This window comes from Actinomyces lilanjuaniae, from assembly GCF_003606385.1.
Taxonomy (GTDB): domain Bacteria; phylum Actinomycetota; class Actinomycetes; order Actinomycetales; family Actinomycetaceae; genus Actinomyces; species Actinomyces lilanjuaniae.
On sequence record NZ_CP032514.1, the window covers coordinates 2,470,019 to 2,482,418 of the forward strand.

The 12,400-nt window shown below is 69.2% G+C and carries 13 protein-coding genes, 1 pseudogene and 1 riboswitch; of the genes and pseudogenes, 5 read left to right on the plus strand and 9 right to left on the minus strand.

Going from position 1 to position 12,400, the window contains the following annotated elements; all coding sequences use genetic code 11:
* Positions 1-19: 19 nt before the first annotated feature.
* From D5R93_RS10610 to D5R93_RS10635, 6 genes are all read right to left on the minus strand, one after another.
* Positions 20-1,390, minus strand: coding sequence for a PAS domain-containing protein (locus D5R93_RS10610; RefSeq protein ID WP_243106728.1), 1,371 nt, complete (start codon positions 1,388-1,390; stop codon positions 20-22).
* Positions 1,391-1,640: 250 nt separating this feature from the next.
* On the minus strand, positions 1,641-2,132 hold the full coding sequence (ribH, locus tag D5R93_RS10615; protein WP_119836854.1) for a 6,7-dimethyl-8-ribityllumazine synthase: 492 nt from the start codon (positions 2,130-2,132) through the stop codon (positions 1,641-1,643).
* 44 nt (positions 2,133-2,176) lie between these two features.
* Positions 2,177-3,664 carry a GTP cyclohydrolase II gene (ribA, locus tag D5R93_RS10620; protein WP_243106729.1) on the minus strand — a complete coding sequence of 496 codons (1,488 nt, stop codon included), beginning with the start codon at positions 3,662-3,664 and terminating at the stop codon, positions 2,177-2,179.
* On the minus strand, positions 3,661-4,308 hold the full coding sequence (locus D5R93_RS10625) for a riboflavin synthase (protein WP_120205160.1): 648 nt from the start codon (positions 4,306-4,308) through the stop codon (positions 3,661-3,663). The genes ribA and D5R93_RS10625 overlap by 4 nt, the downstream gene beginning before the upstream one ends.
* Positions 4,309-4,444: 136 nt before the next feature.
* Entirely contained in the window at positions 4,445-5,533 is a 1,089-nt protein-coding gene (ribD, locus tag D5R93_RS10630; RefSeq protein ID WP_205570045.1) for a bifunctional diaminohydroxyphosphoribosylaminopyrimidine deaminase/5-amino-6-(5-phosphoribosylamino)uracil reductase RibD, read from the minus strand.
* Positions 5,534-5,700: 167 nt separating this feature from the next.
* A riboswitch (FMN riboswitch) is annotated at positions 5,701-5,830 on the minus strand.
* A gap of 226 nt (positions 5,831-6,056) precedes the next feature.
* Positions 6,057-6,704 (minus strand): DUF417 family protein, encoded by a 648-nt coding sequence (locus tag D5R93_RS10635; protein WP_119836856.1) that lies wholly within the window; start codon positions 6,702-6,704, stop codon positions 6,057-6,059.
* A gap of 508 nt (positions 6,705-7,212) precedes the next feature.
* Here D5R93_RS10635 and D5R93_RS10640 point away from each other — a divergent pair.
* The 3 genes from D5R93_RS10640 to D5R93_RS10650 all read left to right on the plus strand — a co-directional run bounded on the left by D5R93_RS10640 (position 7,213) and on the right by D5R93_RS10650 (position 9,551).
* A complete protein-coding gene (locus tag D5R93_RS10640; protein ID WP_205570046.1) occupies positions 7,213-8,214 on the plus strand; it encodes a DUF368 domain-containing protein in 1,002 nt (333 codons plus the stop codon).
* Positions 8,215-8,366: 152 nt separating this feature from the next.
* Positions 8,367-8,696: a hypothetical protein gene (locus tag D5R93_RS10645; RefSeq protein WP_120205162.1), complete on the plus strand. Its 330-nt coding sequence runs from the start codon at positions 8,367-8,369 to the stop codon at positions 8,694-8,696.
* A gap of 9 nt (positions 8,697-8,705) precedes the next feature.
* Positions 8,706-9,551, plus strand: coding sequence for a tetratricopeptide repeat protein (locus tag D5R93_RS10650; RefSeq protein WP_119836859.1), 846 nt, complete (start codon positions 8,706-8,708; stop codon positions 9,549-9,551).
* Positions 9,552-9,714: 163 nt separating this feature from the next.
* Here the strand turns inward: D5R93_RS10650 and D5R93_RS15050 are convergent.
* Positions 9,715-10,044, minus strand: a pseudogene (locus D5R93_RS15050) (PEP-utilizing enzyme); the annotation flags it as partial.
* A gap of 360 nt (positions 10,045-10,404) precedes the next feature.
* Positions 10,405-10,818, minus strand: a complete 414-nt coding sequence (locus tag D5R93_RS15055; RefSeq protein WP_423243299.1) for a PEP/pyruvate-binding domain-containing protein — start codon at positions 10,816-10,818, stop codon at positions 10,405-10,407.
* A 101-nt stretch (positions 10,819-10,919) separates the two neighbouring features.
* Here D5R93_RS15055 and D5R93_RS10665 point away from each other — a divergent pair, with 101 nt between their 5' ends.
* On the plus strand, positions 10,920-11,141 hold the full coding sequence (locus D5R93_RS10665) for a type II toxin-antitoxin system VapB family antitoxin (protein ID WP_119836861.1): 222 nt from the start codon (positions 10,920-10,922) through the stop codon (positions 11,139-11,141).
* Complete coding sequence (locus D5R93_RS10670) at positions 11,138-11,551, plus strand: PIN domain-containing protein (protein ID WP_120205167.1); 414 nt, start codon at positions 11,138-11,140, stop codon at positions 11,549-11,551. The genes D5R93_RS10665 and D5R93_RS10670 overlap by 4 nt, the downstream gene beginning before the upstream one ends.
* Before the next feature lie 25 nt (positions 11,552-11,576).
* Here the strand turns inward: D5R93_RS10670 and D5R93_RS10675 are convergent, their stop codons facing one another.
* The gene (locus tag D5R93_RS10675) at positions 11,577-12,176 is read right to left on the minus strand and encodes an NAD(P)H-dependent oxidoreductase (protein WP_119836863.1); all 600 of its coding nucleotides are present in this window, start codon (positions 12,174-12,176) and stop codon (positions 11,577-11,579) included.
* Positions 12,177-12,400 lie beyond the last annotated feature (224 nt).

Genomic DNA, 12,400 nt, shown 5'->3' on the forward strand with positions numbered 1-12,400 from the left:
ACTGAGGAAAGAACCGGCGTCAGAGGCTGGCGACCTTGGCCGCTGCCCTGAGCCGTTCCAACTGCGCGGGCAAGCCCAGGGAGTCAGCGGGGGCCGCCGCGCGCTGGCACCGTGCGGCGGCCCCGTCCAGCTCAGCCAGACGCCTCCCCACGGACTCCACCGCCTGCGAGGCGGCGTCGGACAGCGCTGTGGCCTTCGCAGGCAGGTCGGGGTCGCGGGGGGAGGCAGAGCCAGTCCACAGCATGAGGAGCTGGTGCGGAATCGTCATCATGCGGCTCACCTCACCGATGTCGGAGGCTACCTGCTCTGCCAGAGCACGGTGCTCCTGCGCCTGCTGCTCCATCTCGGTCAGCCCTTGCGCCAGGGACTCGATAAGGTCGGGGACGCCCTGGGAGGAGGCCTGGGTGTCCCCCACGCCGTCGATGATCTCCGCAACGAGCATCAAGGTGGTGGTGGCGTGGAGACGGGCCAGCGCGACACGGAAGCGCGTGCGGGCGCTGTTGGTGTCCAACCGGACCAGGGTGTCTGCCAGGCGCTCCACCACAGGACCGACGATCCCCTGCATCTGGACCCACAGGTCGATCAGGTCCGCCAGGGGCCTGACCCTGGGGTCGCTGCGGTCCAGCTCGGAGACAGCGTGCTCTGTCAGCAACGGGTCGTCCAGGGTCTCGCGCAGACCCTGACCTGCCGCCCTCAGCGCGCTCGACAGCTCGACAAGCTCGTCCTGGGCACCCATCCACGAGTCGAGCCCAGAGACCACGGCCGTGACGGCCTCAAGCATCGTACCCAGCTCGCCGTCAGCACCGGGACGCTGCGGAAGACCCGCGGACAGCTCCTCACGGCGCGCCACCTCCGCGGGCAGGGCGGTGTTCTGGAAGTCTTCGTAGGAAGGCATCCCGACCTGCTTCAGGAGGTCACCGATGCGCTGGGCACCCTTCTGGGCAGCGAGACGGCGGCTGTCGCCCTGGGCGAGGGCCTGGTCCTCCACCTGCCTGGCCTCACGGTAGATGGAGCAGGCGGTCTCGAAGAAGTCGGTGCACACCGGACGGGTCCGCACAGACAGGTAGCCGCCGTCGGGAAGCGGGGTCACTGTGGCGAAGACGTCGTACTGGCTGCCGTCTGCCGCGAGGTTGCGCACGTAGCCGGCAAAGGGGTGCCCCTCCTTGAGCGCGTCCCACATCTCCCGGAAGACTCCTCCGGGCATCTCCGGGTGGCGCACGATGTTGTGCGGGGCGCCGGACAGCTCCTCCCGCGTGTACCGCGACAGCTCGATGAACACGTTGTTCGAGTGCCGGATAAGCCCGCGGGAGTCCGTGGTGGAGAAGAACAGCTGGTCCACTCCCACCTCATGGATGGCTCCGGTGGCCTTGACCTTGTGCACGACGCTCACGCTCCTCAGGAGTGGGGCAGCACGACGAGCACGACATGGTCGACCACGACATCGCTGACGCGGAGCATGCCTCAGAGCAGACCCGCAGCTGCCCGCACGTGCCAGCGCAGGACCTGTGTCCCGCGCAGCGTGAAGCGTAGGGCACGAGGCCCTTGCGACAGAAAACGAAAGGATCCTGTTCCGCTAGCCGCGTTCCAGGTTGTCACGAGCCAATAACAGAACTACGCTTACCTATTTTGGTGCCAGCCGCTCAGCCCTGGGCGCCAGCCACGACTCCCGCCATGGTCAGGGCTGCTGAGGCCGCCTCGTAGCCCTTGTCCTCACGTGATCCGGGCAGTCCCGCACGATCCAGGCCCTGCTCCTGCGTGTCACAGGTAAGCACCCCGAAGCCGATCGGCGTGCGCTCGTCGAGAGCCACCCTCGTCAGCCCCTGGACCGCGGCCTGGCAGACGTAGTCGAAGTGAGGGGTACCACCGCGTACCACCACGCCCAGCGCCACCACCGCGTCACTGGCGGCACAGACCGCCTGAGCGGCCACGGGCAGCTCAAAGGTCCCGGGGACCCGCACCACCCGCGCCACGGCACCCGCGTCGGCCACCGCCCGCAGCGCCCCGTTGAGGAGGCCGCCCATGATCGTGTCGTGCCAGCTCGCCGCCACGACCGTCACGACCACGGGCGAGCCGTCATCACGCCTTCCGTGGCTCGCGTCCAGCCTGCCCTCAGGTGCCCCAGATCCTGCCATTGCCGCTCCTTAGTCTCGCTGTCTCCCTAGGTCACGCTTGTCCGTCACCGGTTGTCTGCCGACGACATCGACCCCGCTGCCGACCTGGCGTCGGCCGTCTGCTGCGTCCCTGCCGACGACCGCGCTACCCCACTGTCCTGCCGCCTGGTCGTGCCGCCCGACGATCCCCGGCCCAGGTGGGTCAGGTGGTGGTGCATGCGGTCACGCTTGGTTCGCAGGTAGCGCAGCGACTCGGGGTGGGCTCCCACCTCGATCGGCTCACGTCCCACCACCTCGATCCCCTCGGCCTCCAGGGCTGAGACCTTAGAGGGGTTGTTGGTGAGCAGACGCACACGGGTCAGCCCCAGCGACCGCAGGATATCGGCTGCCGTGCTGTAGGTCCGCGCGTCAACCGGAAGCCCCAGGACCTCGTTAGCCTCAACCGTGTCCGCGCCGTTGTCCTGCTCGTGGTAAGCCCGCATCTTGTTGACCAGGCCGATCCCCCGCCCCTCATGGTCACGCAGGTAGATCACCGCCCCACCCTGCTCCTGGACCATCTCCAGGGCGCGGTCCAGCTGGCGGCCACAGTCACAGCGCCGGGAGCCCATGACGTCTCCGGTCAGGCACTCTGAGTGCACACGCACCAGCGGCACCGAGCCCGGCTCCGTCACGGGTGCGGTCAGGCTGAGATGCTCCGAGGAGCCGGTCCCCCAGGCGACTGCGGTGAAGACGCCGTGCTCTGTCGGCAGCCTGACAGGAGGTGCTGTGAGGGGTGCCCGGCCACCCGGGGCCCGGGCACCCCTCACACCACCCTGCGCCTCCCCGATCCCGCGGGCCGGGGCACCAGCCTCTTCCACGTCCCCGACAGCCCTGCGGTACTCCTGAAGACGGGCGATGGAGACCACGGCTAGGTCGTGCTCGTCCGCGAAGGCGCGCAGCGCCGCAGCACGCATGAGGGAGCCGTCGTCGTTGACGAGCTCGCCGATGGCCGCCACCTCCTCCAGCCCCGCCAGGCGGCACAGGTCCACGGCAGCCTCGGTGTGCCCGGCACGCTCCAGGACGCCGCCGGCCCGCGCGACAAGGGGCAGGACGTGGCCGGGCCTGATGAGGGCCTCCGGCCCCGTCCGGGTGTCCAGCAGGGCACGTACCGTCAGGCACCGGTCGTGGGCACTGATACCGGTAGTCGTACCGGCCCGCGCGTCGCAGCTGACGGTGTAGGCCGTGCCACGAGGGTCCTCACCGTCCTCGACCATGACAGGTAGTCGCATTACCCTGGCCCGCTCAGCGGTCAGCGGGGCGCAGATGAGTCCCGAGGTGTAGCGCACGAGCATGCCCATGGTCTCAGGGGTTGCCCGCTGGGCGGCAAGGACGAGGTCGCCCTCGTTCTCACGGGCCTCGTCGTCTACCACGACGACGGGCCGCCCCTGGGACAGCTGCGACAGTACCCGCTCCATGCTGCTGTCCACAACGCCTGCCATGTCGCCCTCCACGTCACCGAGGTCCTGCCGCTTACTGTGCTCCCCGCCGTGGTCCCGGCTACGCTCCTCGCTCACCGCTGCACCCCCTGCACCTGAAGCATCCGCTGAAGGTACTTGGCCAGGACATCGGTCTCGATGTTGACACGGTCACCGCTCTGGAGCCCGCCCAGCCTGGTGGCCTCCAAGGTCGCCGGCACGAGGCCGACCTCGAACCATGGTTGCTGGGCACCCGCAGGGCTGACAGCAGTCACCGTCAGAGACACACCGTCAACGGCGACGGCTCCCTTCTCCGCCACCTGGTCCTCAATCCGGGCAGGCATGCTCACCCGCAGCCGCGTCCACGCCCCCTGCGGGGCGATCTCCGCCACCGCCCCCGTGGCGTCGACGTGCCCCTGGACCACGTGCCCGTCAAGACGTGCCCCGGCAGGCAGGCACCGCTCCAGGTTGACGACGTCGCCGGGACGCAGTGCCCCCAGGGTGGTACGCACCAGGGTCTCCTCCATCAGGTCGGCGCGAAAGACGTCGGCACGGCCGGTGGCTGACGTCTGGCCGGTGTCGGCCAGGGCGGTCAGGCACGCGCCGTTGACGGCCAGGGACCCCCCGGTCTCCAGGTCGGACGCTAGCCCGTGGGTGTCGATGACAAGACGAGTCACCCCCGCCGTGTGGTCGGGGACGAGGTCCAGGACAGTCCCCTGGCCCGTCACGATTCCTGTGAACACGAGGCTCTCCCTCCTTAGGCTCCTTGCTTGGCTCGTTGATCTCGGCTCGCACGCTGCGGGCCGCACACCGCCCAGCCCGCCCCCTCCTACAGCACGCGCCTGCACAGAGGCTCGACCTGGCACGCTGAAGAAGCGCCTAGGCGGGCACGGACGGGACAGCGGGGGCAGGCGGGACCCGCTCGACCGGGGAGAGCTCCAGGAGCACGTCCTCTCCGAGCCTCACGGGCTCGCGGTCAAGCTCCAGCCTCCGCGCCTGGGTCAGTGTGGTGACGCCGATGTCTGCCACCGAGGCCGCGCCCGCACCCAGGAGCAGCGGCGCCTGGTAGACGACGAGGGAGTCAACCAGGTCCTGAGCGAGGAAGGCCGTGGTCACGCGGGCACCACCCTCCACCAGCAGGTGGCGCACCCCCTGCCCGGCCAGCTGGGCGAGGGCCTCATGAGGGTCGCGGGTCCTCAGGTGGCACCACCGGCCTGAGCGCAGGGCGGCACCAGGAGGCACCTCGGTGGTACCCATGACGACTCTCAGCGGCTGGTCCGGCAGGTCACGCCCCTGGGGGTCCCTGGCGCTTAGTCGAGGATCGTCGGCCAGCAGCGTGCCGGTCCCCACCAGGACGGCGTCGCAGCGGGCGCGCAGCTGGTGGGCGTGGGCGCGGGCCTGGACGCCCGTGATCCACTGGGAGGTGGCGTCGACCGCCGCCGTACGCCCGTCAAGGCTCTGGGCAACCTTGGCCGTGACGAACGGGCGGTCCTGCGCCACCGCGCGCAGCCACCGGTGGTTAAGGCTGGCCGCCTCCCGGGCGAGCAGCCCGCTCACGACACTGAGCCCGCAGCGGCGCAGGGCCTGGGCACCTCCACGGGCCCGTGGAGTGGGGTCCTCGGTGGCGTAGACGACCCGGCGCACCCCCGCCTCCAGGATGGCCTGCGTGCACGGCCCGGTACGGCCGTGGTGGTGGCAGGGCTCAAGAGTGACGACGACAGTGGCACGACTGAGATCGTTACCCGCCCGACGGGCCTGGGCCAGCGCCTCCACCTCGGCATGGGGCGCTCCGGCGCCGCGGTGCCACCCCAGGGCCGCCACACGGCCCTCGGCAAGGACGGCTGCCCCGACCAGGGGGTTCGCACCGCGCTGACCGGTACGGGCGGCGTCCAGGGCGGCCCGCATGGCCTCCTCCTCAGCAGGAGTCCACGCAGCCTGTGAGGAGGACGAGGTCGTCGCTACGTCCATGATCTCCCTTACCGCCGTGACTGGTCCGCGGAAACGGGAGGACACAACGGGGCCGTACGCGCCTGGCACCGGTGCCAGCTGGCACTACGTCAGGCATCCCCTCCAGGCACGCCCACTCAGGACCACCTGTCAGCACCACCTGGCGCCAGGAGGCACAGTCCGACCCCACCATGCTCCTCCCATCCAGACTGTGACTGTCGGTTCTGGAATCTCACCAGATCGGCCGACGTGACTACTCCACGTCGGGTCGCGGACTATGACCGCCGGTACGGAATTGCGCCGTCCCCGGAACATGACGGCCCTAGTATGGCACGAACCCCAACGCCACCAATGTAATATATGCCACGTTGAGGATGCTGACGGAGACTAGGCGTCTGGAAGACCTCTCCGAAGACGGCAACCCGGTCAGCAGGCGCAGCGCACCGGCGCGGGCAGGGAGAAGACACGCTCCTCCCGGCCCGCGCACGTCAGCCAGCCCACCGCCAGACAGGTGCGGCGGCTCAGGGACCGCCCACGACCCAGGTCAGGCAGCGGCCGACTCCTGCTCAGAGGCCTGGCTGTCCTGGACGCCGCGCCGCCTCAGGGTCGCGCGCGCGGACTCGACGAGAAGAACGAAGCCGGCGCCCATCTGGATGCAGTCCTTGATCACCAGCCGCCCCCGTCCCGACAGATAGGGGAACCCGAGGTCGGAGTCCGCCAGGCCCTCAGCAGGGGCCGACACCCAGGTCTCCGGAGTGGTGATAATGAAGGACAAGGTGATGACAGAGAACCCGATGACACCGAGCGCACCGAGCATACCTAGCTCCGGCCGGATCCAGTGCGCCGCGACAAGCAGGCCGATGGCGACAATCGTGACACCGATGAAAATTGAGACCGGGTAGGTTGAGTTGGCCTCGTGCCAGGCCCGGTTGGCCTCGTTAAGGACGCCCTCGGCGTTCATGTGCGGCTTGTAGCCGTCAGGGTCACCGATCATCCAGCGCATGAAGGGGGAGTTGGCGATAAAGGGAATGATTCCGTCAGCCTCGTAGCGGAACCACTTCAGGCCGCCGATCCACACGAAGACGATAACGACGCCGATACGCAGCAGCGTCAGGGACAGGCGCTCCAGGGAGACGAATCGGCGCGCGACCGACTCAATGAGACCGGAGCCGGCGGCAGTACTAGCGGTCATCAGGCAACTCTTTCTGTCGTCGAAATGTCTCACGAAAGACTCAGGGCCGCTCACGGGAACCCGAGCCCGTGAGCGGCCCTCATGGTAGGGCGGGAGAGCATGGAGCGCTAACCTGGGCGAGGTGAGGGCCAACACAGTGCACACCGTTTCTGCCTGCACCTGTTCTTCAGGGCACATTTCCCGTTGACACCTCCGCGAAACATTTCTCTGTCGACCCCGACATTGCGCGTAAAAAGCATCCTCTGCACAAAAGCACACCCTGCCACGACGTCGGTGGAAACATGACCGCGCCAGCGCGCCCCGCGCCCTGGTCGAAACCGCCCTCCCGCCAGCTACCTGCCCCCGCCCCCACCGTGCGGGAGCCAGCAGGCAGACCGCCCAACCAGTAGTACCAACCAGTAGTAACGTAGCGACCCGGGTCCCGACGAGACCGGGGCACCGCCCAGGACCACTAACCCCACAAACCGACCTCCACAAGGAGCCCCCTTGCCCAGCCACCCGCCCAGCCATGCCGCAGCCCCTGAGCCCCCGGCCCGCCCCACCCGCAGCGCCCGACCTCCCTGGTCGGCAACCTCCTGCGCGGAGCCCTCATCGGCACCGCAGAGACTGTCCCCGGGGTCTCCGGGGAACCGTCGCCCTGGTCGTAGGCATCTACTCCGAGCTGATCGGCTCCGCCTCCGAGCTGATCTCCGCCCTGCGGGTGCTGGTGACCGGACCGCAGCGCGGCGCGCGCGCCAGGGCGCACCTGGCGGCAGTCAGCTGGCGGGTGCTGCTGCCGGTAGGCCTGGGAATGGCCGCTGCAGTGGTGCTGGTCGCCGGTCCGATGGCTCACGCCGTCGAGCACCATCCCGAGCAGATGCGTGGCCTGTTCCTGGGTATGGTCCTGGCCTCGGTGGTCGTGCCGGTGCGGATGGTCCTACAGGCACCGGAGAGGTCCCCCCTGGCGGCCGGGTCCCCGGCCCGCCGCTCACAGTGGCGCCACCTCCTGGCAGGTGCCGCAGCAGCGGTGGTGACGTGGCTGCTGGTCTCCATGAGCCCCGCCCAGGCCCAGCCCAGCCCACCGGTCATCGTCCTGGCAGCCGCTGTCGCCGTCTCCGCGCTGGTGCTGCCCGGCCTGTCCGGCTCCTTCCTGCTGCTCACCGTGGGCCTGTATCAGCCCACGCTGCGCGCCGTCGCAGACCGCGACCTGGGCTACCTGGCCCTGTTCGTCGTCGGCGCGGCCCTGGGGCTGGCCCTGGTGGTCAAGGTCCTCCAGTGGCTGCTCACCCACCACCAGACGATGACCCTGTCGGCGCTGGCAGGCCTCATGGTCGGCGGCACCCGGGCACTGTGGCCGTGGCGCGACGAGGCCAACCACCTGCTCAGCCCTGGCAACAACGCCGGGCCGGTGCTTCTCCTGGGGGTTGCGGGGTTCGTCGTGGTCACGCTGGTGGTGATGGCCGACGGCCTCGTTGCCCGCCGCGCCGCACGGGAGCAGGCAGCACGTCTGGCGGCAGCAGAACACTTCTGACCTATCACACCCCACCTCACCCCTGTTGAGATATGTTACGATTCTTAATCGGGGCAGGTGCGCTCTTTCCAGATACGTGTCACATCTACAAGGGTGCTGACGCCACAGATCCTCACCGCAGAGTACGTATCCCAGAGGTCCTCATGCCCGCTATGCCCAGCACCGCACTCCTCGACATGGACCAGGGCGCACTTGAGCGCGTCGGCGCCTCCATGCAGGCCGACATCGACGCTGGCCGCCACTACGGCGGAGCGGTGCTCTACGTCCGCGGCTCCGACCAGCACGACCACCTCACCCCGGCTGGGCTGACCGCCTCCCCACAGGCACTGGCCGCAGTGGGCGGGGCCTCAACCGGCCTGCTCTACGACCCGGACCGCGACCTCACCGTCATCATCCTCACTGCGGGCTTCATCGAGGGCCTGGACCATATGCGTCGGCTCCAGCAGCTCAATGACCTGGCCCTGGCGGCCGTCAACGGCTAAGGACCGCCCATGGGTGAGACTGCCGCGCCCCGGGACGCGGACCACGAGCCAGGCGGCTGCGAGGTCGCGGCCCGCTGGGCGCCGTCCGGCACCGAGGACGCCCGCTCCTGGCTGACCGCGCTCGTGACACGCACCGAGGCGGTTGACGAGGCATCCGACACCGCGTCCCGGCACTTGGCGCTCCAGGAGCTGGTCGCCCAGCTGCGCACCCTCACCAGCCAGGAACGGCACCACCCGCTCATGACGGACGACCAGGTGGTCACCTGCCTGGTCCAGGCCATCCGCCACGCCGTCAGACTCACTGAGCCCGGGCTCGCCGTGGGGCTGGCCGAGGCTGTCACGGTAGTGGCCCAGGATCTGGGACCAAGCCACCCTCACACCCTGACTGCCCGTTTCGCCCTGGCCGACGCCTACCGGGCCGCAGGACACGTGCAGCAGGCAGTTACCCTGAGCGAGCAGGTCGTGGAGGGCAGCGTGCAATTGCTGGGGCCGGATGACCCGAGCACTCTTACGGCGCGCGCCTGCCTGGCCAGCGCCTACCGGGCCGCTGGTCGCACAGGGCTGGCGGTCCGGACGTACGAGGACCTAGCCGTCGACGCGGCCCGGCTTCTCGGCCCCTCCCACCCCGACGCGCTGTCCGCGCGCAACAACCTGGCCCAAGCCTACGAGTCGGCTGGCGATACGCAACGGGCACTCGCCCTGTATGACAACCTGGTCCGTGACGCCGGGCAAGTACTAGGCCCGCAGCATCCCTACCTCGCCGTCTTCCTGCGCAACCGGGAGCGCGCCAGAAACCGCGGCAACACGGAGGACGGGGACGAGGAGACGAGCACGGAAGCGGGCAGAGACGCGTAGAAGGCGGCCTGGAAGGGGGTGTCTCATCCTCTTGACGGGACCACCCTTGCCACCCGGCACCGAGGGGGCAGCCCGTTACCCGGGATCCACCACCTGCACCACCGCCCGAGGCCCCGTCTACGGTGATGTGGGCGCCCTCGGAGATCCTGGTGGTGGCTCCCGCGACCCCGAGCACAGCCGGGATGGCGTACTCGCGAGCCACGGTAGCGGCGTGGGAGAGCCTTCCGCCGCTCTCGGCAACCACTGCGGCGGCGCGAGCGAACAACGGGGTCCACGCCGGGTCGGTGGTCTGGCACACCAGGACGTCGCCAGGCCGCAGATGTGCAAAGCCTGTCGGCCCGGTGACCACCCGGGCCGCGCCCACGGCTGTCCCGGGGCTGGCGGCCACGCCGACCAGCACGGTACCCGCCTCCTCCAGAACCTCACCCTGGCGGCGGCCGAACTCTGCTCGCTGCTGGTTCCAGATCGCATCGGCCCGGGACCGGGCCCCCACTCGGGCACGCAAGAGCCGCTCGGCATCAACATCTCCCCGTGCAGCCAGGCCTCCAGCTCGTCCATCCTCAGGTAGACCACCTGCCAGGGGTCGTCAACCAGACCCGCCTCGCACAGCCGCCGTCCCGTCTCCAGGGCCAGACCCCGGGCCGCCGCGCCGAGCTGCTCGAACTCGACGACAGAGGCCTCCCGCATGACGTGCCCGGCACGGTAGTCGGCCGCGAGCCGGGCAAAGCGGCCTCGCAGGGGCCGGGGCAGCCTGCTGGACACCTCCACGACCAGGCGGTCGTGGGCCGTCTCCCTGTTGACAACGAGGTCCTCGTGCCCGCCGTAATCCTCCTGGCGGCCTCTCACACCCTCCTCATGGGAGGTGGTCCCGGAGCCTGGCCCCAGACCAGCACCCAGGACGGCGTTGTCGACGCCAGGACCGCCTCAGGGGCGGCAGTCGTGATGGGCCGAGCCTGCAGCAGCCACAGACCCCCCTCGCCACCGCCCACTCGATGTCCACAGGGTGGCCCTCGTAGGTCTCCACGCGTCGGGCCAGCGCAGCAACCTGCCTCACCTGGGCGCCGGTGAGGGAGAACCGCTGGCGCTCGCGGGTGCTTGTGTCCCGGGTGCGGGCACCACCCGTGGGAGCCAGGTCGGTGCGAGTGCGCTTGTCCCCTAGTCTGCGCGACACCATGGTCACACTGCTGTGGGGGGCGGCGACAGCCCTACTCTCGAGCGCGCCCGCACACTGACCGGCGAGCGGTCCAACCGCGCCGACCCGCACCACCAAGACGTCATCGCCACCGCAGCCACTGACGACAACGCCCCTCGACGATATAATCGCTCATATATAAGCGAGGAGAGACTAACGACCGAAGGAGAACCGCCGTGGCAGTGACCAGCGTTGACCTCGACCCGCGGCTTATCGAGCGCGCCCGCACACTGACCGGCGAGCGGTCCAACCGCGCCGTCCTCGACCTGGCACTGCGACGGCTCATCGCCTCCAAGCAGAAAGGCGCGATGATCGACGGCATCGCGGAGCTCCACGACCTGCCCGAGGGCCTGGACTCCCCAGTGGTGCGTCCCGGCACGTCCCACGACCGACCGTGACCGACTACCTGGTTGACAGCTCGATCTGGGCACGGCTGGCGACTGGCGACCCAGGCGTCAGCGCCAGGCTGCGCCGCATTGAGCGGACTCCTTCTGACCTTCTCGTCACCTGCCCTCCGCAGGTGCTCGAGTTCTGTCACAGCGCTCGGACCCCTCAGGAGCACACCCGCTACCGCGAGCTCATCTCTCTGGGCTTCCCCCTGGAGCGCGCGCCAGACGAGTCGCTGGCGCTCGACATCCAGGGCGCGCTGTGGAACTCAGGCCTGGTCCGTTGCGCTGGCGCGCTCGACATCCTCATCGCCGCCTACGCCATCGTCAATGACGCGACGGTCCTGACAGCCGACCACGACTTCGACTACATCGCCCAGGTCAGCGACCTGATGCATGAGTACGTCGCGCCAACAGTATGAGTCGATCCCACCGCACCGTGCCCCGCTACTCCCAGCGGGTGGCGCAGGCCTCCAGGTGCTCGGCGTAGCGGGCCAGGTCGGCCTCAACCTGGGGGTTCTTGTAGACGTCGAGGACCGCGAACTCCGGCAGCACGGTGTAGCCGCAGAACCGGTAGGTGGCCGTGATGTCAGCCAGCGCGTCAGCGAGGCTGCGCCCCTGGAACACCGGGTTGGAGTCGTTGTCAAAGGCATCCGCAGGGGCGTTCCAGGTCGAGGAGACCATGAAGGCACGGCCCTGCATGTTCCCCCCGGATCCGTACGGGATACTCGGGTCCTTGCGGGTGCGCCCGTCCCCGGACAGGAGCGTCCCGGCACCAAGGGCGACATTGAAGACCTCGTCCACGTACTTCTTCCAGGTCCACGGGGCAGAGAACCAGTTGACCGGGGTCTGGAGGATCACCAGATCCGCCTCCCGGTGCTTGCGCTCCTCCTCCTGCGGGTCATAGCCCTTGTCAACCACCGTCTCCACCACGTGGCCCCCGCGCTCCTGGAAGAAGCGCCGCGCGACCTCCTGGAGGGAGGCGTTCAGCCCTCCCTCCGACCACCCCGGGTAGCGGTGGTGGGTGTTAATCAGCAGGACCTTCACGATGCGACCTCTCGACAGACAACCCGACGTCGAGGCGGACGCTAGCACACGACCACTCCCGTGCCCTCCAGCCCACACCAGCCTACGGGGGCGGAGGTGCACAGCACCGGACCAGTTCCGTACATGAGCCGCCACGAGATGGCGTGGCGCGCAGGAAACGCACGGGGACAACCGTGCCGACGCTCCGAAGCCGCCCCTTGCAATTCGGAGAGCGCCTCCGTATG